A 23,437-nucleotide genomic window follows, 5' to 3' on the forward strand; every position below is an offset into this window, starting at 1 on the left:
CGGCCGCCGCCCGCCGGGCCGGGCACCGGCGACCCGCCCCGACCACCGACACCCCACGGGAGGATCCGATGGAGGCCATCGACGTCATCGCCGCCAAGCGCGACGGCGGCGAACTGACCCGCGAGCAGATCGACTGGGTCGTCGACGCCTACACCCGCGGCGCGGTGGCCGAAGAGCAGATGGCGGCGCTGTGCATGGCCGTGGTGTGGCGGGGCATGACCCGCGCCGAGACCGGCGCGTGGACCCGGGCGATGCTGGACTCCGGCGAACGGCTCGATTTCTCCGGGCTCGGCCGGCCCACCACCGACAAGCACTCCACCGGCGGCGTCGGCGACAAGATCACGCTGGCGCTGACTCCGACGGTCGCCGCCTGCGGTGCGGCCGTGCCGCAGCTGTCGGGGCGCGGGCTCGGCCACACCGGCGGCACCCTGGACAAGCTGGAATCGATCCCGGGCTGGCACGCCGGCCTCACCCCCGAAGGGATGCGCCGCCGGCTCGGCGAGACGGGCGCCGTGGTGTGCGCGGCGGGGCCCGGCCTGGCGCCCGCCGACCGCAAGCTCTACGCGCTGCGCGACGTGACCGCGACCGTGGAGTCGATCCCGCTGATCGCCGCGTCGATCATGTCCAAGAAGCTCGCCGAAGGCACCGGTTCGCTGGTCCTGGACGTCAAGGTCGGATCGGGCGCGTTCATGAAGGACGTCGCCTCGGCGCGCGAACTCGCCGAGACGATGGTGGCCATCGGCACCGACCACGGCGTGCGCACCCGGGCGCTGCTGACCGCGATGGACGCCCCGCTGGGCCGCCGCGTGGGCAACGCGCTGGAGGTCGCCGAAGCGGTGGAGGTGCTGGCCGGCGGCGGCCCCGGCGACGTCGTGGAGCTGACGGTCGAGCTGGCCCGGGAGATGCTGCAGGCGGCCGGCCTCCACGACGCCCGTGATCCCGCCGAGGCGCTGCGCGACGGCTCGGCGATGGACTCCTGGCGGCGGATGATCGCCGCACAGGGCGGCGATCCCGACGCCCCGACGCCGGTCGCCGCCGAACAGCGCGACGTCCTCGCTCCGGCGACGGGGACGCTGACGCGTCTGGACGCCTACGGGGTGGGCGTGGCCGCGTGGCGGCTGGGCGCGGGCCGGGCCCGCAAGGAGGACCCGGTCTCCGCCGGCGCCGGGGTCGAGCTGCACGCCGCCCCGGGCGAGGAGGTCCGTGCCGGACGGCCGCTGTTCACTCTGCACACCGACGGCCCCGACCGCTTCGGGCGCGCCGCCGAAGCTCTCGCCGACGCGTTCACGATCGACGGCCCGCCCGACCGCTTCCCCCTGATCCTCGACCGGGTGGGATGACCCGCCCGGCCGGCCGGAGCCGCGCGGTGGCCCGGACACCTCACCGAGCGCGAGGTTTTAACCGGCACAGGTCCGTGGGTTCCCGGGGTGGGTGCAACACCGCGCTCGTTTTCGGTGGACCCGACACAACGGGCACACCCGCCCCGTGTCCGGGCACGGACCGGCCCTCGGCCTCGGGCGGGCGCTCGCTGAACCGGGCCGGCGTCGCCTGATGCGGCACTAGGCCTCCTGCGGGAACAGGGCGCGTACCGCGCGGTCCAGGGCGTCGAGGCGGGTTTCGGCGTCGGCGCGGACGGCGGCGGGGTCCCCCTCCACCGGTAGGATGACCTCCACGTAGGCCTTCAGCTTGGGTTCGGTCCCCGACGGACGCAGGGTGAGGCGTCCTCGCACCGGTCCCCCGAGCCGGTAGCGCAGCGCATCGGTGGCGGGCAGACCGCCCAGGCCCGCGGAGAAGTCCTCGACCGCTTCCACCGCCAGCGGGCCGAACGCGCGGGGGGCCTCGGCGCGCAGGCCGCGCATGGTTCCGGCGAGCAGGCCGAGGTCGGCGACCCGCACCGACACCTGCCGGGTGGCGTGCAGCCCGTAGCGGCGCGCCTGGTCGTCGAGCAGGCCGAGCAGGGTGGTGCCGTCGCGTTTGGCTTCGGCCGCCAGAGCGGCCACCGCCAGCGCCGCGCTGATGCCGTCCTTGTCGGCCACCGGCAGGCCGGCGTCGCCGGCCAGGCAGTAGCCCAGGGCCTCCTCGTAGGCGAACACGCACCGTTCGCCGGGGCCGGCGGATCGGGCCAGCCACTTGAAGCCCGTCAGTGTCTCCGTGCAGCCCACCCCGTGCGCGGCGGCGATCTTGGGCAGCAGCCCGGCGGAGACGATGGTGGTCGCCACCATCCGGTCCCCGCCCGAGGTGCGGCGCAGCACGTACTCCGCCAGCAGCCCGCCGACCTGGTCGCCGGTCAGCAGCCCGTGCCCGGGCACGGCCACCGCCAGCCGGTCGGCGTCGGGGTCGTTGGCCAGGACGAGGTCGGTGCCGTCGTCGCGTGCGGCGGTCAGGGCGAGGTCCATGGCGCCGGGCTCTTCGGGATTGGGGAACCGCACCGTGGGGAAGTCGGGGTCGGGGCGGCCCTGCTCGGCCACCACGCGCGGCCGGGGGAACCCCGCCCGATCGAAAGCGGTCAGCAGCGTCGGCCCGCCGACGCCGTGCAACGGGGTGTAGGTCGTGGTGACGTCCCGGTCGCGTCCCAGCGGCAGCCGGCACACACCGGCGAGGTAGCGTTCCACGGCCTCCTCGCCCAGGACCCGCCACTCCTGCGACAGCGGGAGGGTGTCGACCGGGCCCGCCGCGTCGATGGCCGCGGAGATGTCGGTGTCGGCCGGCGGGACGATCTGGCTTCCGGCGTCCTCGCCCGTGCCGCCGGTGTAGACCTTGTAGCCGTTGTCCTCGGGCGGGTTGTGGCTGGCGGTGACCATGATCCCGGCGTCGGCGCCGAGGTCGCGGACCGTGAAGGCCAGCACCGGGGTGGGCAGCGGGCGCGGCAGCAGCAGCGCGGTGCAGCCCGCGCCGGCCAGCACGGCGGCGGAGTCGCGGGCGAAGTCGGCGGAGCGGTGGCGGGCGTCGTAGCCGATCACCACGGTGGCGCCCGATCCGGCCCACTGCGCGACGCCGGCTGCCGCGCGCATGACCGTCACCCGGTTCATCCGGTTGGGTCCGGCGCCGAGTCTCCCGCGCAGCCCGGCGGTGCCGAACTCCAGGCGGGCGACGAAGCGGTCGGCCAGCTCCGTGTCGTCGCCGGCCTCCAGGAGCGCGGTCAGCTCCGCCCGCGTGGCCGGGTCGGGGTCCTGGGCCAGCCAGGCCCGCGCACGCGCGCGGTGGGACTCGTCGGCATCGCCCATGGTCGGCGCCCCTTTCGTGTCGTGGCGTGCTACCGCCTGCTCGCGGCGCGCTACCGCCCTGCGTCCGGCCGGTCGCGCCGGGAATCCAGCCGCTGGACGACGGAGGACAGCACGGCGCCCACGTCGGTGGCGGAGTCGCGACCGGTCGCCAGCACCTCCTCGTGGTCCAGCGGCTGGCCGGACAGGCCGGCGGCGACATTGGTGACCAGGGACAGCGCCAGCACCGACGCGCCCGCTTCGCGGGCGGCGATCGCCTCCAGGACGGTGGACATGCCGACCAGGTCGGCGCCCATCGCCCGCAGCATGCGGATCTCGGCGGGGGTTTCGAAGTGCGGCCCGCGCATGGCGGCGTAGACGCCTTCGGCCAGGGACGGGTCCGCCTCGCGGGCGGTCGCGCGCAGCCGGGCCGAGTAGGTTTCGGTGAGGTCGACGAAGTTCGCGCCGCGCAGCGGCGACTGCCCGGTGAGGTTGATGTGGTCGGCGACGAGCACCGGAGAGCCCACGGTCAGGGCGGGGTTGAGCGAGCCCGCGGCGTTGGTGAGCACGATCGTCGAGGCCCCGGCGGCGACGGCGGTGCGCACGCCGTGGGCCACGGCCTGCGGGCCGTGCCCCTCGTAGAGGTGGGTGCGTCCGAGGAACACCAGCAGGTCGCTGTCGCCGCTGCGCACGCTTCGGACGGCACCGCTGTGCCCCTCCACGGCCGGGGGCACGAACCCCGTCAGCTCGCTGGTGCGCAGCTCGGTTCCGCCGGTGCCGAGCTCGTCGGCGGCGGGCGCCCAGCCCGACCCCATGACGAGGGCGACGTCGTAGGAGTCGACGCCGGTGCGGGAACGCAGCTCCTCTGCCGCCTGCGCGGCTGCGGTGTGCTGATCGGTGGTCACGGGAGCTTACCTCCAGGGTCATGGCTGTCGCGGTCGGCCCGCGCAGCGATCTTGGCGCGCCGCGCCCCGGCCTGGCAACGTCGAACCGCCATCGGGCGGGGAAACCTCGCCGGGGCGGCGCCGCGGGTCAGGCCACCGGCTTGCGCATGACGGTCCGCACCCCGCCGGCCGGGTCGCGCGGGCGGGTGGCGACGGGGGCGAAACCCGCGGCGGCGTAGGCCCGCTCCGCGGCACGGTTGCCCTCGTCGACGAAGACGAACACCTCGGCGGCACCGGGGTGGACGTCGCGCACCAGGGGGTCGATGCCGGCGCAGGCCCGCCGCCCGACGCCGCGCCCCTGCCACTCGGGCGCGAGGTAGAAGGCGCGCAGCAGCACGGCGCGTGCCGTGTCGGCGGCGACACCGGAGACCTCGGCCAGTGCGCCGCCCCGGTCGATGATGCCGAACCCGGCGGGTTCGCCGCCGACCAGTACCGCGAAGGGTGTGCGGCGGGGGTCGGCGTCGGCGCGCGGCAGCGTCTCGACGGCTTCGGTCACGAAACCGCGCTGGCCGGGCGCCACCCGGATGCGCAGGACGGCCGCGCGCAGCCGCTGCACTTCGGCGCCGGCCCCGTCCAGGCGCACGAGGTCGGCCCCCGCGCCCGCGGGGCGCGCCGGGCACGCGGCTCCGGTCGCCTCGGCCACCCCGATCACCTCCTGTACTCGCCGCCGGTGCGGGTCAGACGCCGACGGGGTGCCAGACGGTCTTGGTCTCCAGGAACGGTGTCATCCGGGAGATCCCGGGGGCGGCGAGCCAGTCCTCGCGGCCGCCCGGGCGCAGGACGCGCTTGAGGGTCTCGGCGGCGCTGCGTTCGAGGTCGGCGGCGGCCTCAGGGCCGGCTCCGGTGAGGTCCAGACCGTTCACGTCGGCGTGGGAGGCCAGGTGCGGGGCGATCTCGCCGGTGCGTCCGGTGAGGATGTTGACCACACCCCCCGGCAAGTCGGAGGTGGCCAGCGCCTCCGCAAGCGTCAGGGCGGGCAGGGGTGCGCGCTCGCTCGCCACGACTACGGCGGTGTTGCCGGTGGCGATCACCGGGGCCACCGCCGACACCAGGCCCAGCAGCGGCGCCGCCGGGGGCGCGAGGACCGCCACGACCCCGGTGGGTTCGGGCCGGGACAGGTTGAAGTAGGGGCCCGAGACCGGGTTCGCGGCGCCGAGGACCTGGCCGATCTTGTCGGGCCAGCCGGCGTAGTACACCCACCGGTCCACGGCCGCGGATACGAGCTCGCGGGCGCGTTCGGCGCCGATGCCGTCGGCTTCGGCGATCTCGGCGGCGAACTGGGCGCTGCGGCCCTCCATCATCTCGGCGACGCGGTACAGGATCTGGCCGCGGTTGTAGGCGGTGCGTCCGGACCAGCCGGGAAAGGCCGAGCGGGCGGCCGTGACGGCGTCGCGGGCGTCCTTGCGGGAAGCGAGCGCGGCGTTGGCGAGGTGGGCGCCGTCGGATCCGGTCACGGGGTAGCACCTGCCTGACTCGGAGCGGGGGAAAGCCCCTCCCGTGTAGAGCTTGTAGGTCTTGCGCACCGGGATGCGGCCCGCGGCAGGGGCGTGCGCCGGGGCGCCGGAGTGTGCGGCGCCGGCCGGATCGGCGAGTTCGGCGGCTTCGGCGTGCACCTCGGGTCCGCCGGAGGAGGATCCGGGGGTGTCAGGCGTGGACAAGGTATGCCTCCAGTCCGTGGCGGCCGCCCTCCCGGCCGTAGCCGGATTCCTTGTACCCGCCGAAAGGGCTGGCCGGGTCGAACTTGTTGAACGTGTTGGACCAGACGACGCCCGCGCGCAGCCGTTCGGCGGTCCAGAGCATGCGCGAGCCCTTCTCGGTCCACACCCCCGCCGAGAGCCCGTAGGGCGTGTTGTTGGCCTTGGCCACGGCCTCGTCGGGAGTGCGGAAGGTCAGCACCGACAGCACCGGCCCGAAGATCTCCTCGCGGGCGACGCGGTGGGCCTGGGTGACTCCGGTGAACACGGTGGGCGCGAACCAGTAGCCCTTCTCGGGCAGCGGGCACTGCGGCGACCAGCTTTCGGCGCCTTCGGCGGCGCCGGCCCGGACCAGCTCGCGGATGCGCTCCAGCTGCTCGGCGGAGTTGATGGCGCCGATGTCGGTGTTCTTGTCCAGCGGGTCGCCCAGGCGCAGTTGCTCGATGCGGGCGCGCAGCCGCTCCAGCACCTCGTCGGCGACCGACTCCTGCACCAGCAGCCGCGACCCGGCGCAGCACACGTGCCCCTGGTTGAAGAAGATGCCGGAGACGATGCCCTCGACGGCCTGGTCGAGGGCCGCGTCGTCGTAGACGATGTTGGCGCCTTTGCCGCCCAGCTCCAGTGTGAGGCGCTTGTCGGTGCCGGCGACCGAGCGCGCGATCTCGCGGCCGACCGCGGTGGATCCGGTGAAGGCGACCTTGTCGGCGCCGGGGTGGGAGACCAGGCTCCGCCCCGTCGCGCCGGCGCCGGTGACGATGTTGACGGCGCCGGGCGGAAGGCCGGCCTCCTGGCAGATCTCGGCGAAGACCAGTGCCGACAGCGGCGTGGTCTCGGCGGGTTTGAGTACGACGGTGTTGCCGGCCGCCAGCGCCGGCGCGATCTTCCACGCCAGCATCAGCAGGGGGAAGTTCCACGGGACGACCTGGGCGGCGACGCCGACGGGCCGCGGCGCGGGCCCCGCGCCGGCGTAGTCGAGCTTGTCCGCCCACCCGGCGTGGTAGAAGAAGTACGCGGCGACCAGCGGCAGGTCGACGTCGCGGGTCTCCTTGACGGGTTTGCCGTTGTCCAGGGTCTCCAGCACGGCGAGTTCGCGGGCGCGCTCCTGCAGGATGCGGGCGATGCGGAACAGGTACTTGCCGCGTTCGGCACCGGGCATCGCCCCCCACGCGCCGTCGAACGCGCGCCGGGCCGCGGCCATGGCGCGGTCCACGTCGGGATCGCCGGCGACCGCCACCTCGGCGAGGCGCTCCTCGTCGGCGGGGTTGAGGGTGCCCATGCGTTCGCCGGACGCGGGCGGCGTGAACGCGCCGTCGATGAACAGCTCGTAGCTGGAGCGCAGCCGGACGGCGTCGCGGGATTCGGGCGCCGGTGCGTACTCGAAGATCCGGTCGGCCTGTTCTTCCACTGCTCGGCCTCTCAGTCCAGGGTGTAGTAGTCGGGGCCGGGGTAGGTGCCCGTGGACAACCGGGTGCGCTGCATCAGCAGGTCGTTGAGCAGGCTGGAGGCGCCGAGGCGGAAGAGGCCGGGGTCCAGCCAGGCGTCGCCGGCGACCTCGTTGACCAGGACCAGGTTCTTCAGCGCGTCCTTGGTGGTGCGGATGCCTCCGGCGGGTTTGACGCCCACGCGGCGGCCCGTGGCGGCGTAGTGGTCGCGCACCGCCTCCAGCATGACCAGGGTGACGGGCAGCGTCGCCGACGGCGCGACCTTGCCGGTGGAGGTCTTGATGAAGTCGGCGCCGGCCAGGATCGCCAGCCACGAGGCGCGCCGGACGTTGTCGTAGGTGGCGAGTTCGCCGGTTTCGAGGATGACCTTGAGGTGGGCGCCGCCGCAGGCCTCTCGGACCGCGGTGATCTCGTCGTAGACCTTGCGGTAGTCGCCGGCGAGGAACGCGCCGCGGTCGATGACCATGTCGATCTCGGCGGCGCCGTCGGCGACGGCGAGCCGGGTGTCGGCGAGTTTGGCCTCCAGCGGCGCCCGGCCCGACGGGAACGCGGTGGCCACCGAGGCCACCTTGACGGCGGAGCGGGCCAGCGCCTCGGCGGCGTCGGCGACGCGGTCGGAGTAGACGCACACGGCCGCGACCGACGGCACGGTGGGATCTGCGGGGTCGGGACGCAGGGCCTTGGCCGCGAGGGCGCGCACCTTGCCGGGGGTGTCGGCGCCCTCCAGCGTGGTGAGGTCGATCATCCGGACGGCGAGGTCGACGGCTCGCGCCTTGGCGCCGGTCTTGACGGAGCGTGTGGACAGGTCGGCGGCGCGCTCCTTCGCGCCGACCTCGTCGACGCCGGGCAGTCCGTGCAGCAGCGCCCGCAGCGACGCGTTCGACGCCGCCGGATCGGGTGGAAGGACGGTCTCGGGCACGGCCACCTCACGCGTGTCGCGGGTCACGGACGTTGTGCCGGACGCTTGTGGCACCGGCGGGTTCGCCCCCATAGTGCCACGCCGCCGCGGCGCGGCGGTGGCGGGCGAGCGGGGCTGTGGACGGCCGGTGCGCAGCTCCCCCGGCGCGGGTCGGGCATGATGGGGGTGCAGAGGTACCGCGACAGGGGCGACCGCGCGGCCGGCGCGGAGCCCGCGGGGGAAGGCGGCGAGTGTGGCCGAGTTTCGCATCAGCTCCGACGACAGCGGCGATCTGGACATGCGCCGGTTGGCGGCCGATCTCGTGGAGTCCCAGGGGTGGCCGCGCGACCAGGTCAGCATCTGGCAGAACCGCGGCGGCGGCGACGTGGTGGTGACCGTGGAGCCCGCGCTGCTGGAGCGGCGCGCGCCGGACCCGCTGGCGGCTTCGGTGCACACGCGCAGCGACGTGCACCGCGCCTGCGAGACGCTGCGCCGCAGCGACCCGTCGCTGCGCGGGGTGGATTTCGCGCAGCTGCGCGACGAGGCGGCGCGCTTCTTCTCCGCGGGCTGGACCCTGGGCGATCTGCTGCACGCGCTGGGCCACCGCCACGACGGAACGGCCTGGCCCCAGGGCGAGGGCTACGAGGGCGTCGAGTGGCTGCAGCACCGGCTGCGCAACTGGAAGTCGGAGTCGGGCGACATCCGCCCGTCGGTGTCGCAGGAAGGGGCCCAGATGCGTGTCGTCGGCCGGATCGGGTTGCCCGACGATCTGGGTGCGGGCGCCGGCGAAACCTCGGCGGCGCCGCAGCGTGCGGCCTCGCCGGCGACGGCGCGGGCCGCCGCCGACGACGCGCGGCGCCTGATGCGCGCCCAGTCGCACACCACCAGCGACGCACTGGAGCACCGCGACCGCACGGCCTCCCACATCACCCGCCGCCGGCACTGACGCGCGTGCGGCGGGCCCCGGTTCGCCCGGTGGCGGACCACGGCGGGCGGGGACCGCCGCGGCGCGGTTTCAGAAGAACTCGACGAGCCGCCCGAACGGGGCGACCTCGCGGAAGCGCTCGTGGGGCTCGGGCGGGTCCGCGTGTTCCAGCACCCAGGTTGCCGGGTGGGGCACCAGCACCGCGCCCATGCCCGCTTCCAGCGCGGGCAGCACGTCCGAGCGCACCGAGTTGCCGATCATCCAGGTGTGCTCGGGGTCGATCCCGTGCGCGCGCCCGAAGCCGCGGTAGGCGCCGGGGTCTTTCTCGGGGACGATCCCGGTACCCGCGAACAGCGGCGCCAGCCCCGAACCGTCGATCTTGTTCTGCTGGTCCTGGCGGTGGCCCTTGGTCAGCAGGTAGAGGGTGTGCCGCCGGCGCAGGGTGTGCAGGGTCTCCAGCACGCCCTCCAGCAGCAGGACCTCGCCTTCGACGATGCGGGCGCACAGCCGGTGCAGGAAGGCCCGGTCGTCGTCGCCGGGCGGGGCGCCGGGCCGCAGCCGGGCCAGGCAATCGCCGAGGCTGCGTTCGAAGACCCGGGCGCCGTATCCGTAGGCGGCGCTGTTCGCGCGTTCGATCTCGGTCAGCTCGGCGCGGATCCGGGCGCGGGACAGCTCGGGGTGGGCGACGTAGTCGATGAACTCCTCGATCGCCTGCTCGAAGAGGACGTTGCACTCCCAGAGCGTGTCGTCGGCGTCGAAGATCAGGTTCATCCCAGGCGGCATGGAGTCCTCCCGCAGCGCGGCGACCGTTTCGCCGTTTTCCGTCCCGAGAGCGTACCGGGGCGCGCGGATCGGCCGCCGCCGTCGGCAGGTCCCTGCCCCGCCTTCGTCGATCGTGCATGCGTGCGCCGCTGCGCGGGCATATCCCGACAGCGCACACGGCGACCCCTGCCCTCACCACCGGGAGGATCCCATGGCGGAAGCGTCGCTTTCGCAGCTGCTGCCCCAGGACGCGATCGCCGCCGGTATCGAGGCCGCCGACTGGCGCGCGGCGATCCGGGCAGCCGGTGATCTCCTGGTCGCCACGGGGGCGGCCACCGCCGACTACATCGGCGAGATGCACACGGCGGTGGAGGCGTACGGGCCCTACATCGTGATCGCTCCCGGGATCGCGCTGGCCCATTCCCGGCCCTCCCCCGCCGTGCTGCACACGGGCTTGTCCTGGGCCGGGATGAGGACCCCCGTGGAGTTCGGCCACAGCACGAACGATCCCGTCCGGCTGGTGATCGGGCTCGCCGCCGTCGACCACGACGGGCACTCCTCGGCGCTGTCGCGGCTGGCGCGGATGCTGTCCGATCCCGGCCGGCTGGCGCGGCTGACCGAGGCCACCGACCCCGCAGAGATCCACCGGACCATCAGCGAATACGAATCGAGCGAAGCGACATGAAGATCCTCGCGGTATGCGGTATGGGCATCGGCACGAGCATCATGCTCAAAAGCAACGCGGAGAAGGCCGCCGCGAGTCTGGGGCTGGACGCCGATGTGGAGGTCGCCGACATCGGCACCGCCCGCGGCGCCGCCGCCACCGCCGACGTGGTACTGACCTCCGGCGAGCTGGCCGCCGAGATCGGCGACGTGGGTATCCCGGTCGTCGTCGTGGACAGCTTCATCGACGGCGACGAGGTCCGCGAGAAGTTGAGCACCGCGCTCGGCAGCTGAGGACCCTGCGGCGCCGGATCGGCGCCGCATGCCGTCCGCCCCGGCACGGGGCCGCGCACGCGCACCGCGGCCGGAGCCCGAGGGTTCCGGCCTGCCCAACGGTCGAGACGAGTTCCCAGGAGCGGCTTTATGGACTGGCTTGTGGCTGTCGCACAGTTCATCGTCAACGAAGTCCTGAGCGTGCCGGCCTACATGGTCGGCCTGATCACCGCGGTAGGGCTGATCGCGCTGCGCCGGTCGACGGGCCAGATCATCGGCGGCGGGCTCAAAGCGGTGCTGGGTTTCCTGCTGATCGGGGCCGGCGCCGACATCGTCGTCGCGGCCTTGGACCCGCTGGGGCGGATGATCCAGGGAGCGGCCGGCGCCCAGGGCGTCGTGCCCACCAACGAGGCGATCGTGGCCATCGCCCAGGATCGCTTCGGCGCTCAGGTCGCCTGGATCATGATCGCCGGCTTCGTGCTGAGCCTGGTGCTGGCGCGCATCACGACCCTGCACTACGTGTTCCTGACCGGCCATCACATCCTGTTCATGGCCACGCTGCTGACTATGGTGCTGGCCACGACGGCGCTGCCCACGTGGCTGGCGGTGGTGCTGGGCGCCGTGCTGCTGGCGGTGGTGATGGTGTCGCTGCCGGCGCTGGCCCAACCCTGGACCCGCCGGGTCGGCGGCGACGGCAAGATCGCCATCGGGCACTTCGGCACGCTGGGCTATGTGGCCTCGGGCGCCACCGGCCAGCTCGTGGGACGCACCAGCCGCAGCACCGAGGACTTGAAGCTGCCCGAAGGGCTGCGGTTCCTGCGCGACTCGATGGTGGCCACGGCGCTGTCGATGGTGATCATCTACATCGCGGTCGCGCTGGTTTTCTGGGCGCGCCAGGGCACCGCCGCCGCGCTGGACATGTTCCCGCCCGCCGAGGGGCTGGACCCCACCGTCGGGCACTTCCTCATGCAGGCGCTGATGCAGGGGCTGCAGTTCGGTATCGGCGTCGCGGTGATCCTCTACGGTGTGCGCACCATCCTGGGCGAGCTGGTGCCCGCCTTCCAGGGCATCGCCGACCGTGTGGTTCCGGGCGCGGTCCCGGCCCTGGACGCCCCGATCGTCTTCCCCTACGCGCAGAACGCGGTGCTGGTGGGCTTCCTGTCCAGCTTCGTCGGCGGCTTGGCCACACTGGCGGTGATGGCGTCGGTGTTCAACCCCGCGTTCGGCTTGGCGCTGATCCTGCCGGGGCTGGTGCCGCACTTCTTCACCGGCGGCGCGGCGGGCGTCTTCGGCAACGCCACCGGCGGCCGGCGCGGCGCGGTGGCGGGCGCGTTCGTCAACGGAGTGGTGATCACGCTGCTGCCGGCGTTCCTGCTGGGCGTGCTGGGCGACTTCGGCACCGCCAACACCACCTTCGGCGACGCGGACTTCGGCTGGTTCGGCATCGTGATCGGCTACGCCTTCCGCGCGGGCGACGTCGGCGGCGTGGTGATCGCGCTGGTGGTGGCGGCGCTGCTGCTGACCGGTGCGATGGCGGTCCAGAAGCGCGCCGTCCAAGGGGGCTGGGACCCCGGTGCCCGCCACGAGAAGGCCCTGGCCGAACGCGCCGAGGGAGCCCGTGCCGAGCAGGAGGCGCAGAAGTCCGCGGAGGAGGGGGCCTCCCGTCAGGACGGCGGGTCGGCGGCCTCCGGCGAGGACGCCCACGGGCCCGAGCGGTAGGGACCGCGGGCCGCGCTGTCCGCGGCCCGCCCCGCGGTCCCCCGCTCTTCGCCGTCGGCCCACGCACACGGCATCCGGGAGGAGTCCGATGAGCGCCGGCGGGTGACGAGGGCCGCCGGCGGAACGCAGACCCGGCGGTGCGGGTCGCGGGCGGGGGACACGCTGCCGCGGCCGTCCGACGGTTCGCCGGCGCGGCCCCGCCCGGGCGGGGCCGCGCCGGTCGCCTCACGACTCGACGATGCGCCATCCCCCGACGTCGGTGTAGGCCGAGTCGTAGTAGCAGTCCGAGCCGTCGCCCGGCTTGAAGTCGTGGTAGTGCAGGTTCCCGCCCCAATACCGCAGGATGCGGCCCGACTCCCGGGCGGCGTCTCCGCCGAACGCGTCCTCGCCCATCTCGACGTCCAGCACGAACTTCACCGCGCACCTCCTCGGCACCGTTGCGGGCGTGCGGCGGCCGCAGCACCGCGGCCGCCGCTCTCACCTTCAACGATCTCCGTGATGTCCTTTCAGGGACTTTTCTCGCGTGAGACCCCGGTCGGTGCGCCGTCGCCGGCCGCACCCGCGAATCGGGGTCATCGTGCCGAGCGTGGAGCCAGAACGCGTTGGAGCAGGATGAACACCAGCAGGAGCGCTCCCGCGACGATCTTGGTCCACCAGGAGCTGAGGGTGCCCTCGAAGACCAGGATCGTCTGGATGGTGCCCAGGGTCAGCACGCCCACGACGCTGCCCAGGACGTAGCCGAACCCGCCGGTGAGGAGCGTCCCGCCGATGACCACGGCGGCGATCGCGTCGAGCTCCATGCCCAGGCCGTGCAGGCTGTTCCCGGAGGCGATGTAGAGGGTGTAGAGCACGCCTCCCAGCGCCGCGCAGAATCCGCTGACCGTGTAGACGCCCACCTTCACGCGGCCCACGGCCAGGCCCATGAGCATCGCCGAGGACTCGCTCCCGCCGACCGCGTACACGCTGCGGCCGAACCGGGTGCGGTGCAGCACGTAGGCCGCCACACCCGCGATCGCCAGCGCGACCGCTGCGCCGAGGCTCAGCGAGGTACCGCCCGGCAGCGGGATCCGCGTCTGGGACAGGGCGCCGAACAGCGGGTCGGTGATCGGGATCGACTCGGTGCTGATGAGGTAGCACAGCCCACGGGCGAAGAACATACCGCCGAGCGTGGCGATGAACGGCTGCACCCCGTAGAAGTGGATCATGCAGCCCTGGGCGAGACCGATGGCGGTTCCCGCCAGCAGCGCGACGGGGATCACCAGCAACGGCGGCCACCCCTCGCGCAGCAGCCAGGCGCAGATCATCGTCGACAGCGCCAGCACCGCCCCGGTGGACAGGTCGATGCCGCCGGACAGGATCACGAACGTCACCCCCACCGCCAGCACGATGAGGAAGGAGTTGTTCACCAGCAGGTTCAGCGCGACCTGCGGTTCCAGGAACCCGGTGTAGCGCGCGGAGCCGGCGGCGAACAGCAGCACGAGCACGAGCCCGGCCATGGTCACGGGGATGAACCGGCGCCGGCTCTCCACCGCCTCCCGCGTGCGGGACACGGCCGCGGACAGATCGGGCAGGGTGGACGGCGGGGTCATCGCGGCACCTCCTGGCGGCCCGGATCGTCGGTATCGGCGTCGGCGGGTGTCACGTCGTCCTCCTCGCTCGGCCGGGGGCCGGGATCGGCCGGCGCCCGCCGCGGCGGTCGGGCGCGCCGGATGGGCGCCGCGAGCTGTGCGCGGAACCGCGGCGACTGCAGCAGGCACACCAGGAACACCACGAGCGCCTTGAACACCAGGGAGCTCTCCGGCGGGACACCCATGGTGTAGACCGTCGTGGACAGGGTCTGCACGATGACCGCGCCCAGCACGGTCCCGGCGATCGAGAACCGCCCGCCGCTGAGCATCGTCCCGCCGATGACGACGGCGAGGATGGCGTCCAGCTCGATCCACAGTCCGGCGTTGTTGCCGTCGGCGCTGCCGGTGTTGGCGCTGATGAGGATCCCGGCGAGTCCCGCGCACAGCCCGCAGAAGGCGTAGGCGGCCACGGACATGCCCCGCGCGCGGATCCCCGACAGGCGCCCGGCCTCGGCATTGCCGCCGATCGCCTCGATGAGCAGGCCGAGCGCGGTGCGGCGCACCACCAGCCACATCCCCAGCACCGTCGCGGCCGCGACGACCACGGTGACCGGGATCGCAGCCACGTCGCCGCCGGCGATCAGCCGGTAGGGCTCGCTGCGGACCGTGGTGATCTGGCCGCCGGTGATCAGCTGGGCGACGCCGCGGCCGGCGATCATGAGGATCAGCGTCGCCACGATCGGCTGGATCCGCAGCACCGCGACCAGGAACCCGTTCCACAGGCCCAGCAGGGCCGAGGCCCCCAGGGCGGCGGCGACCGCCGCGGCCACCGTCCCCGGCGACCCCGGGTCGTCGGCCGCGGCGATCATCTCGCAGGCCAGGGCCCCGGACACGGCCACGACGGCGCCCACCGACAGGTCGATGCCGCGCAGCGCGATCACCATGGTCATGCCCAGTGAGATGAGCAGCAGGGGCGTGCCGAAGTGCAGGATGTCGACGACGCTGCCGTAGAGCCGCCCGTCCTGGACGCTGATCTCGAAGAACCCCGGTGTGGCGGCCACGTTGGCGGCCAGCAGCCCCGCGAGCACCAGCAGCGGCCACATGAGCCGCCGCATCTGCGCCGACGTCACGGCGCACCCCCTTCCGCGATCTCGGCGAGCACCCGGTCGACGTCCAGGCCCTCTTCGTTGTCCAGCGCGTTGACCACGCGCCGGTCGCGCAGCACCACCACCCGGTGGCTCAGCCGCAGCACCTCCTCCAGCTCGGAGGAGATGAACAGCACCGCGGTACCCTCCTGCGCCTGGGCGGCCACCAGCCGCTGCACCTCGGCCTTGGCGCCGATGTCGATGCCGCGGGTGGGTTCGTCGAGGATGAGCAGCCGGGGCTGCATGATCAGCCACCGGCCCAGCAGCACCTTCTGCTGGTTGCCGCCGCTGAGCGATCCCGCGGGGGTGTCCGGTGCGGACGGGCGGATGCGCAGCGCGGCGATGTAGCGTTCGACCAGGTCGGAGCGGGTCCGGGCGGGCAGCGGCCGCATCCAGCCGCGGGCGGCCTGCATAGCCAGCAGCAGGTTGTCGGCGACCGACAGGTCGGCGACCAGCCCTTCGGCTTTGCGGTCCTCGGAGCAGTAGGCCAGGCCCGCGGCGATCGGCGCGCGGGGCGTGCGCAGCGGCACCGTCCGCCCGTCGACCTCCACGCTTCCGGTGTCGGGGCGGTCGGCGCCGAACAGCAGCCGCGCGGCCTCGGTCCTGCCGGAGCCCAGCAGCCCCGCCAGGCCCACGATCCGGCCCGGGGCGATGTCCAGGTCGTAGGGGGCGATGCCCCCCGAACGGCCCAGCCCGCGGGCCTGCAGCAGCGGAGCCGCGTCCGGCTGAAGGGCGCCGCTGTGGGCGTGCTCCTCCACCCGCTCCAGCTCGCCGGCCTGTTCGCCGAGCATGTGCCCGATCAGATCGCGCTGGCTCAGCTCCGCCGTGGTGAACTCCCCGACCAGGCGCCCGTTGCGCAGCACGGTCATGCGCTGGCACAGCTCGTAGACCTGGTCGAGGAAGTGGGTGACGAACAGGATCGCCACGCCGCGCGAGCGCAGCCGCTCGACCAGGTCGAACAGGATGCGCACCTCGTCGCGGTCCAGGCTGGAGGTGGGTTCGTCCAGCACGAGCACCCGGGCGTCGAGGTCGACGGCCCGCAGGATGGACACGAGCTGCTGGACGGCGATGGGGTAGTCGCCCAGGGCGCGCGTGACGTCGAGGTCGAGTTCCATCCCGCGGGCCAGCTCGGCCGCGCGGCGGTTCATGCGCCGCGGAGAGATCCCGAACCGTCCGCGCGGCTCACGGCCCAGCAGGATGTTCTCCGCCACCGACAGGTTCGGACACAGGTTCACCTCCTGGTAGACGGTGGCGATGCCGTGGCGTTCGGCGTCGAGGGGGCCGGCGATGTCGGCCGGCGCTCCCTGGACGCTGATGCTGCCGCCGTCCGGGCGGTGCACCCCGGTCAGGATCTTGATCAGGGTGGATTTGCCGGCCCCGTTCTCTCCCAGCAGCGCGTGGACTTCGCCGGGGTCGAGCCGCAGGCCGGCGCCGTCCAGGGCCCGGACGCCGGGGAATTCCTTCACGATCCCGCTCATGTGCACGGCGGGCTCGGCCGTGGTTGCCACGGCCCCTCCTTCGTGTCGGTGGCGGACGGATCAGTACTTGCGGTTGGGGAGCGCTTCCTCGGCCTCGTCCTGGGTGTAGACGTCTTCCTCGACCTTGATGCGCTCCTCGACGTCCTCACCGGCGTGGACCTTCTCGACGAGGTCCATCAGCTGGGGGCCGATCAGCGGGTTGCATTCCACGACCAGGTTGATCTTGCCGTCGGCCATCGCCTGGAAGGCGTCCTTGATCCCGTCGATGGAGATGACGGTGATGTCCTCGCCCGGTTCGAGGCCCGCGGATTCGATGGACTCGATGGCGCCCAGCGCCATGTCGTCGTTGTGGGCGTAGAGGACGTCGATCTCGTCGTGGGAGCTGAGGAAGGCCTGCATGACCTCCTGGCCGCCCGAGCGAGTGAAGTCGCCGTCCTGGGACGCGACGATCTCGAACGTGTCGTGCTCGGAGATGATCTCGGTGAAGCCCTCCTTGCGGTCGACCGCCGGAGCGGATCCGGTGGTGCCCTGCAGCTCGACGATGTCGACGCCGTCGTCGGAGTCGGCGTACTCCTCGACCAGCCACCGGCCGGCCTTGCGGCCCTCTTCGACGAAGTCGGAGCCGAGGAAGGTCTCGTAGACGTCCTCCTGGTCCGTGTCGACCGCCCGGTCGGTCAGCACGACGGGGATGCCGGCGGACTTGGCTTCGGCGAGGACGGTGTCCCAGCCGGACTCCACGACGGGCGAGAAGGCGATCACGTCGACGCCCTGCTGGATGAAGTTGCGGATCGCCTGGATCTGGTTCTCCTGCTGCTGCTGGGCGTCGGAGAACTTCAGCTCGATGCCGGCATCCTGCGCGGCCTGCTTGATGGATTCGGTGTTGGCGGTGCGCCAGCCGCTTTCGGCGCCCACCTGGGAGAAGCCCATGACGATGGCGTCGTCGCCGCCGCCCTGGCCCTGGCTTTCGCCGCCGCCTCCGGAGCACGCGGTCGCCGCCGCGGCGAGTGCGACGGCGGCCGCAGCTGTCGAGAGTGTCTTGTTCATGGGGACTCCTTTGCGCGGTCTCGGCCGCTCCGACCGATTGTTAGCGCTAACAAAACCTGGTGAATCCGCCAGGGGGCGGAATCCTGAAATTGCACGGGGACCGGTGATGGATATAGGGATCGACGCCGGCACAGCCTGCCGGTGACGCATGCCACAACTGTTAGCGCTAACATCCCGCGTGTCAAGGCACGTTTACCGCTCTGATACCTCGGCGCCCGCTTCGGGGCGCCCGCCTCGGGGCGCCGGCGGCGGATCGCCGCCCGCCGCCGACCGATCACGACGACCGGTCGGCGCCGCCCCTGCGCTGCACGGCCGCAGCGGCGTAGCGTCGGGTTATGAGCGATGAACCCGTTCTCGTCGAACACGACGGCGCCGTGGCCACGATCACGATGAACCGCCCCCGGCGCCGCAACGCCCTGTCCCTGGACCAGATGCACCGGCTCATCGCGGCCTTCGAGGAGGTCGGCGGCTCCGACGCCACCGGCGTCGTCCTGGCCGGCAACGGCCCCGTCTTCAGCGCCGGACACGACTTCGCCGACGTGGCCGAAGCCGACCTCGCCGGCGCGCGGGAGCTGCTGGGCACCTGCGTGCGCCTGATGGAGACCGTCCAGTCCGTTCCGCAGGTGGTTCTGGCCCGGGTGCACGGGCTCGCCACCGCCGCCGGATGCCAGCTGGTCGCCGACTGCGACCTGGCCGTCGCCGGACACAGCGCCGGCGACCGGTCCCTGAACTCGTGGCTAGTTGTATGAGGGCCGGACGTTGGTTACAGCCGTACGGATACGTGAGGCCGGGGGCAGGCCGCCGGCAGCGCTGTGGGGCCGATGATAGTTGTAATGGATGTTCCAGGTCGCCAGGGCCGCGGCGCGCTCCTCCTCGCTGTCATAGGGCCGGGCGTAGAGGACCTCCTCAGCCATGATCCGCTGGTAGCGCTCGACCTTGCCGTTGTGCCGGGGCGTGAACGGCTTCGTCCGGCGATGCTTCGTACGGGCGGTGACGACGCGGCTGAAGGCGGCCGATCGGTAACAGGCCCCGTTGTCGGTGACCACACGGTGGATGTGGGCGATGCCGTGAGCGGCGAAGAAGACCTTGGCGCGGGCCAGGAAGGCGGCCGCGGTGGCGCCCTTCTCGTCGCCCAGCGCCTCGGTGTAGGCCAGGCGGGAGAACCCGTCCACGGCGGAGTGGAGGTAGACGTAGCCGCCCGCCGCCCCGGTGTTCTTGGCCCGCTGCGCGGTGCGGGCCTGGCCGGAGTCGCGGCCGTGGACGCGCCATCCCCCGCCCTGGGGGATGCGGCCGACCTTCTTTACATCCAGGTGGACCATGTGGCCCGGCCAGCGCGCCACGATGCGGCCCGGGACGCGGTTGGTGCCGCCGGCGGGGTCGATGAAGCGGCGCCGTGCGAGTCCGAGGCGGGCCAGGTGGCGGGTGACGGTGCGCCGGTCGAGCACGATGCCCCCGGCGGCGAGTTCTGCGGTGATCCGGGCCGCGGACCACGTGTGCTCGCGCCGCCAGATCTCGATCGTGGCGACGGTCTCGCCTGCGGCGGCCCGGGGGCTGCGGTGCGGGGTGGAGGAGCGCTCGTGCAGGCCGGTCTCGCCGTGGCGGCGGTACCGGTTCACCCATTTGGAGGCACACGCCCGCGAGATGCCCATCTCGGCGGCGACGTGGGAGATCGGGCGCCTCTGGCAGCGCTCGATCAGGCGGCGACGGCCCTCGAAGGACAGCGGCGCATTACGGTGGGACACGAGAGCAGGTCCTTTCCGGTGGCTCGATGAGTGGTTGGCGCTTCTCATCATCGCCGCCGGGGGCCTGCTCTCCTCATGTCACCCCCGCCTCAGCGTCAACAACCTCCCACCCCGCAACAGCTAGTCGCCGTAGTGCGCAGGGCCGCCGGGCCCCAGAAAGAAGCGGAGCGAACTCCGCCGATGCGCGGCTCCGAGAATGGGCTGACCCCGCCCTGAAGTACGGGGCCTACGCTCAAGAACTCGGCCAACCGGGCGGTTCCCGACGCGGAGCTGGAGTCGGCGTCGCTGGATCTGCTGAAGCGCGCCACACGCGGAGCGCCGCGCAGCAGCGCACTGGGAAAACAGACCCTCTACGCCCAGTTCGACCGGCCCGAGCACGACGCCTACGGCCACGCCGTGGAGGTCATGGCGGCCGGCAGCCAGACGCCGGAAGCCCGCGAAGGCATCGCCGCGTTCCTGGAAAAGCGCACACCGGAGTGGCCCACCCGGTGACCCGGCCGTCCCCGGCACGGGGATTCCCCGTGGATTCGGACCCCGCTGAACAGGTGCGGCGCGGCCGCTCAGCCGCCGGGGCGCCGCCCCGTGCCGTCCGCACCCGGCGGCCCGGCGGCGACGGTCAGCTCGGCGACCGCGTCGCCCGCCGCCCCCAGCGCCCGCTCCAGCGGCCCCCGTCCCAGGAACATGCGCCACAGGGTGGCCGCGACCAGCGCACCGGCCACGAACGCCTCCACCCGGAACGGCGCCGCGCCGGTCAAGGAGTACCCCAGCGCGGCGATGACCAGGATGTGGCCGGCGTAGACGGTCAGCGCCATGGATCCGGCCGCGGCCAGCGGATACAGCGGCGCGGCCGCGATGTCGGCCGCGGCCATGCAGGCCACCAGCACCAGCAGCGCGGTGCCCACGGCTCCGGCGATCTCGAAGCCGGTGCCGCTGTGCGGGGTGGCCACCGCCAGGTACCAGAGGGTATCGGTGGGCACCTGGCCGTGCAGGTCGTTCAGCTCGGCGGCGACGTCGGCGCGCAACGACCCCAGAAGTGCCGGATCGACGGAGGAGACATCGACCTCCGAGCCCACCCGGGCCCCCACCAGCCGGTCGATGCCGCCCAGCGGGTACAGCAGCAGCCGGGACCCTCCGTAGCCCAGCAGCACGAGCCCGGCCCCGCCCGCCGCCAGGGCGGCACGGACGCGCGGCGCCGCGAGGTCGAGCCGCCCCACCGCCATACCGGCGACGACGAAGGCCATGAACGCGGCGGCGGGGTAGTAGCCGGTCAGCAGGAAGTCGCCGATGCCGCCGATGGAGCCCGCGCGGGGCGCGGGTTCGCCCATCAGATCGCGGATCGCGTACGAGGCCGCCGGGCCCGCCACGGCCACGGCGGCGGCGACGGCGCCCAGCGCGGGGGCGCGCAACCGCACCAGGGGCAGCGCGAGCAGGAAGAACCCGCCGTAGTAGGTGAGGATGACGGCGACCGGCGCGCCCGTCAGGTCCAGCAGGACGCCGAGCAGCGCCAATACCAGGGCGCGGACCAGGATGCGGGCGCGCGCACGCTGCAGGTCCATGCCGTCCGCCGGCCGGGTGCGACCGGTCATCAGCGCCAGCGAGACACCGGCCAGGAAGGCGAACAGCGCAGAGGAGCGGCCCCGGGCGAGCTGGTGCAGGGTCTCGGAGGCGGACTCGCCGAAGGCGTCACCGCCGAAGACGCCGATGGACCCGACACCGAGGTGGACGGCGAACATGCCGAACACCGCGAGCGCGCGGGCCACGTCGATGCCGACGATCCGCCCGCCCCGGGCGTCGGGCGAGCTGTGGACCCCGGGCCGGGGAATCTGCTGCGACACGGGGTCCAGACTAGGCGGGTTGCCGCGTGTTCGTTCCTTCGTGGGCGTGCGCCCCGGTCCCCGGCCCCGCGGATCCGAGGGCCGGGGCGCGCGCCGCCGCAGGTCAGGCGCCGTCGGAGCGCTCGTCGGCCAACCGGGTGAAGAAGTCCAGGGCCGCGGGATCGGCCAGGGAGTCGCGGCTGGCGACCCGCTCGGCCGGCTCGCCCGCCAGAATGCGCTTGACCGGAACTTCCAGGATCTTTCCGGAGAGGGTGCGCGGCACCTGCCCGACGGCGCGCACGGCGTCGGGGACGTGGCGGGGTGAGCAGTCCTCGCGGATGCGGCGGGCCAGGCGGCGGGTCAGGTCGTCGTCGAGGGCGGCGCCCTCGCGCACGACCACGAACAGCTCGATGCGGGAACCGCCGTCGCCGTGGGGCACGTCGACGACGAGGGCGTCGGTGACCTCCTCCAGCGCCAGCACCGCGCGGTAGATCTCGCTGGTGCCCATGCGGATGCCGCCGCGGTTGATGGTCGAGTCGGAGCGCCCGTAGATGACGGCGGTGCCGCGCTCGGTGATCTCGATCCAGTCGCCGTGGCGCCACACGCCGGGATAGGTGGAGAAGTAGCTGTCGCGCAGCCGCTCGCCGTCGGGGTCGTTCCAGAAGTAGATCGGCATGGACGGGGCCGGCCGGGTCACGACCAGTTCGCCGACCTCGCCGATCAGCTCGTTGCCGTCGGGGTCCCAGGCGGCCACGGCCATGCCCAGGGAGCGGGCCTGGATCTCGCCCTCGTAGACGGGCAGGGTGGGCACGCCGCCGACCAGGCAGCTGCAGACGTCGGTGCCGCCGCTGGTGGAGAACAGCCACAGGTCGCGGCCGAGTTCGCTGTAGCACCACTCGAAGCCCTCGGGACTGAGCGGTGAGCCGGTGGAGCCGACCGCGTGCAACCGGGACAGGTCGCGCCCGTCGGCGGGGTGGACGCCCTCCTTCATGCAGGAGGACAGGAATCCGGCGCTGGTGCCGAAGACCGTGACCCCGCCGCGTTCGGCGAGGTCCCACAGCGCCCCCAGATCGGGCTCGGCGGGGCTGCCGTCGTAGAGGACGATCGAGGCGTCGGTCAGCAGCACGCTGACCAAGAAGTTCCACATCATCCAGCCGGTGGTGGTGTACCAGAACACGCGGTCGCCGGCCTGGGCGTCCAGATGGAGGTTCAGGTTCTTGAGCTGTTCCAGCAGGATGCCGCCGTGCCCGTGGACGATGGGCTTGGGCAGGCCGGTGGTGCCCGAGGAGTACAGCACCCACAGCGGGTGGTCGAAAGGCAGCTCGGCGAAGGCGAGCTCGGCGCCGGCGCCGGCCGACTCCAGTTCTTCCCAGGACAGGGCGCCGTCGACGGGCGTGTCGCGCAGGTGGTTCAGCACGACGGTGTGCTCGACGGTGGGCAGTCGCTCGCGCAGTTCGGCGATGGTCCCGGCGCGGTCGAAGTCCTTGCCGCCGTAGCGGTAGCCGTCGACGGCCAGCAGCACCTTCGGTTCGATCTGGGCGAAGCGGTCGACGACGCTGCGCACGCCGAAGTCGGGCGAGCAGGAGGACCACACGGCGCCGATGGAGGCGCAGGCGTAGAAGGCGGCCGCGGTCTCGGCGGTGTTGGGGAGGTAGGCCGCGACGCGGTCGCCGGGTCCGACACCGAGGTGACGCAGGCCCCGGGCGATGGCCGCGGTGCGTTCACGCAGCTCACCCCAGGTCCACTCGCCCATCATGCGCAGCTCCGATGCGTGGCGGATGGCCACGGCGTCATCGTCGCGCCCGGCGAAGATGTGGCGGGCGTAGTTCAGCCGCGCGCCGGGGAACCAGGAGGCGCCGGGCATGGAGTCGTCGGCGAGCACCCGCTCGTAGGGGGTTTCGGCGGTGACGCCGTAGTACTCCCAGATCGCCGACCAGAAACCGCCGAGGTCGGTGACCGACCACCGCCACAGTGCGTCGTAGTCGGCGGCCTCGACACCGCGGTGCTCACGCACCCACCGGGTGAAGGGGGTGATGTTGGCGCGCTCGCGCCGCTGCTCGTCCGGCTTCCACAGCATCGGGGGCGCTGTCGGCATGTCCGGCTTCCTCCTTCGTGGTGCGCGCCGG

At 73.1% G+C, this 23,437-nt stretch carries 21 protein-coding genes and 1 pseudogene; 7 read left to right on the forward strand and 15 right to left on the reverse strand.

The features are described from left to right. Positions 1–68: 68 nt before the first annotated feature. Positions 69–1,340 (forward strand): thymidine phosphorylase, encoded by a 1,272-nt coding sequence (locus HNR25_RS04940; protein WP_184633543.1) that lies wholly within the window; start codon positions 69–71, stop codon positions 1,338–1,340. Between the two features lie 219 nt (positions 1,341–1,559). Here the strand turns inward: HNR25_RS04940 and HNR25_RS04945 are convergent, their stop codons facing one another. The 6 genes from HNR25_RS04945 to deoC form a co-directional block, all read right to left on the reverse strand. Beyond that, complete coding sequence (locus HNR25_RS04945; RefSeq protein WP_184633544.1) at positions 1,560–3,224, reverse strand: phospho-sugar mutase; 1,665 nt, start codon at positions 3,222–3,224, stop codon at positions 1,560–1,562. A 50-nt stretch (positions 3,225–3,274) separates the two neighbouring features. Next, complete coding sequence (locus HNR25_RS04950; protein ID WP_184633545.1) at positions 3,275–4,105, reverse strand: purine-nucleoside phosphorylase; 831 nt, start codon at positions 4,103–4,105, stop codon at positions 3,275–3,277. A gap of 127 nt (positions 4,106–4,232) precedes the next feature. Continuing rightward, positions 4,233–4,787: a GNAT family N-acetyltransferase gene (locus HNR25_RS04955; protein WP_184633546.1), complete on the reverse strand. Its 555-nt coding sequence runs from the start codon at positions 4,785–4,787 to the stop codon at positions 4,233–4,235. A gap of 34 nt (positions 4,788–4,821) precedes the next feature. Further along, on the reverse strand, positions 4,822–5,673 hold the full coding sequence (locus HNR25_RS04960; protein WP_312862710.1) for an aldehyde dehydrogenase family protein: 852 nt from the start codon (positions 5,671–5,673) through the stop codon (positions 4,822–4,824). A gap of 115 nt (positions 5,674–5,788) precedes the next feature. Further along, the gene (locus tag HNR25_RS04965) at positions 5,789–7,243 is read right to left on the reverse strand and encodes an aldehyde dehydrogenase family protein (protein ID WP_312862362.1); all 1,455 of its coding nucleotides are present in this window, start codon (positions 7,241–7,243) and stop codon (positions 5,789–5,791) included. A gap of 11 nt (positions 7,244–7,254) precedes the next feature. Further along, entirely contained in the window at positions 7,255–8,205 is a 951-nt protein-coding gene (gene deoC / locus HNR25_RS04970) for a deoxyribose-phosphate aldolase (protein WP_376767538.1), read from the reverse strand. Between the two features lie 226 nt (positions 8,206–8,431). Between deoC and HNR25_RS04975 the strand changes: the two genes are divergently transcribed. Beyond that, the gene (locus HNR25_RS04975) at positions 8,432–9,124 is read left to right on the forward strand and encodes a hypothetical protein (protein ID WP_184633548.1); all 693 of its coding nucleotides are present in this window, start codon (positions 8,432–8,434) and stop codon (positions 9,122–9,124) included. Positions 9,125–9,193: 69 nt separating this feature from the next. Here the strand turns inward: HNR25_RS04975 and HNR25_RS04980 are convergent, their stop codons facing one another. Beyond that, the gene (locus HNR25_RS04980) at positions 9,194–9,886 is read right to left on the reverse strand and encodes an HAD family hydrolase (RefSeq protein ID WP_184633549.1); all 693 of its coding nucleotides are present in this window, start codon (positions 9,884–9,886) and stop codon (positions 9,194–9,196) included. Positions 9,887–10,076: 190 nt separating this feature from the next. Here HNR25_RS04980 and HNR25_RS04985 point away from each other — a divergent pair, with 190 nt between their 5' ends. From HNR25_RS04985 to ulaA, 3 genes are all read left to right on the forward strand, one after another. Next, complete coding sequence (locus HNR25_RS04985; RefSeq protein ID WP_184633550.1) at positions 10,077–10,550, forward strand: PTS sugar transporter subunit IIA; 474 nt, start codon at positions 10,077–10,079, stop codon at positions 10,548–10,550. Further along, the gene (locus HNR25_RS04990; RefSeq protein WP_184633551.1) at positions 10,547–10,822 is read left to right on the forward strand and encodes a PTS sugar transporter subunit IIB; all 276 of its coding nucleotides are present in this window, start codon (positions 10,547–10,549) and stop codon (positions 10,820–10,822) included. Before HNR25_RS04985 ends, HNR25_RS04990 begins: the two co-directional genes overlap by 4 nt. 129 nt (positions 10,823–10,951) lie before the next feature. Continuing rightward, positions 10,952–12,520, forward strand: a complete 1,569-nt coding sequence (gene ulaA / locus HNR25_RS04995) for a PTS ascorbate transporter subunit IIC (protein WP_184633552.1) — start codon at positions 10,952–10,954, stop codon at positions 12,518–12,520. Positions 12,521–12,745: 225 nt separating this feature from the next. Here ulaA and HNR25_RS05000 read toward each other — a convergent pair whose 3' ends face one another. The 5 genes from HNR25_RS05000 to HNR25_RS05020 all read right to left on the reverse strand — a co-directional run bounded on the left by HNR25_RS05000 (position 12,746) and on the right by HNR25_RS05020 (position 17,755). Continuing rightward, complete coding sequence (locus HNR25_RS05000; RefSeq protein ID WP_184633553.1) at positions 12,746–12,937, reverse strand: hypothetical protein; 192 nt, start codon at positions 12,935–12,937, stop codon at positions 12,746–12,748. 155 nt (positions 12,938–13,092) lie between these two features. After that, positions 13,093–14,109, reverse strand: coding sequence for a galactofuranose ABC transporter, permease protein YjfF (gene yjfF, locus HNR25_RS05005; protein WP_184633554.1), 1,017 nt, complete (start codon positions 14,107–14,109; stop codon positions 13,093–13,095). Then, positions 14,106–15,218 carry an ABC transporter permease gene (locus HNR25_RS05010; RefSeq protein WP_312862364.1) on the reverse strand — a complete coding sequence of 371 codons (1,113 nt, stop codon included), beginning with the start codon at positions 15,216–15,218 and terminating at the stop codon, positions 14,106–14,108. Before HNR25_RS05010 ends, yjfF begins: the two co-directional genes overlap by 4 nt. Next, entirely contained in the window at positions 15,215–16,741 is a 1,527-nt protein-coding gene (locus HNR25_RS05015; RefSeq protein ID WP_312862365.1) for a sugar ABC transporter ATP-binding protein, read from the reverse strand. Before HNR25_RS05015 ends, HNR25_RS05010 begins: the two co-directional genes overlap by 4 nt. 30 nt (positions 16,742–16,771) lie before the next feature. Next, a complete protein-coding gene (locus HNR25_RS05020; RefSeq protein WP_184633555.1) occupies positions 16,772–17,755 on the reverse strand; it encodes an ABC transporter substrate-binding protein in 984 nt (327 codons plus the stop codon). A gap of 335 nt (positions 17,756–18,090) precedes the next feature. Here HNR25_RS05020 and HNR25_RS05025 point away from each other — a divergent pair, with 335 nt between their 5' ends. Next, positions 18,091–18,504: an enoyl-CoA hydratase-related protein gene (locus tag HNR25_RS05025; RefSeq protein ID WP_184633556.1), complete on the forward strand. Its 414-nt coding sequence runs from the start codon at positions 18,091–18,093 to the stop codon at positions 18,502–18,504. Here the strand turns inward: HNR25_RS05025 and HNR25_RS05030 are convergent. Continuing rightward, positions 18,493–19,497, reverse strand: coding sequence for an IS481 family transposase (locus HNR25_RS05030; RefSeq protein ID WP_184633557.1), 1,005 nt, complete (start codon positions 19,495–19,497; stop codon positions 18,493–18,495). The genes HNR25_RS05025 and HNR25_RS05030 overlap by 12 nt on opposite strands. Before the next feature lie 258 nt (positions 19,498–19,755). Here HNR25_RS05030 and HNR25_RS05035 point away from each other — a divergent pair. After that, positions 19,756–19,989 (forward strand): annotated as a pseudogene (locus tag HNR25_RS05035) (enoyl-CoA hydratase); the annotation flags it as partial. Between the two features lie 68 nt (positions 19,990–20,057). Here HNR25_RS05035 and HNR25_RS05040 read toward each other — a convergent pair. After that, complete coding sequence (locus HNR25_RS05040) at positions 20,058–21,341, reverse strand: heparan-alpha-glucosaminide N-acetyltransferase domain-containing protein (protein ID WP_281387663.1); 1,284 nt, start codon at positions 21,339–21,341, stop codon at positions 20,058–20,060. A gap of 94 nt (positions 21,342–21,435) precedes the next feature. Then, positions 21,436–23,388 carry an acetoacetate--CoA ligase gene (locus HNR25_RS05045; protein ID WP_184638854.1) on the reverse strand — a complete coding sequence of 651 codons (1,953 nt, stop codon included), beginning with the start codon at positions 23,386–23,388 and terminating at the stop codon, positions 21,436–21,438. Positions 23,389–23,437: the final 49 nt, after the last annotated feature.

The sequence above is a fragment of the Streptomonospora salina genome (genome assembly GCF_014204715.1).
In the GTDB taxonomy this organism is placed as follows: domain Bacteria; phylum Actinomycetota; class Actinomycetes; order Streptosporangiales; family Streptosporangiaceae; genus Streptomonospora; species Streptomonospora salina.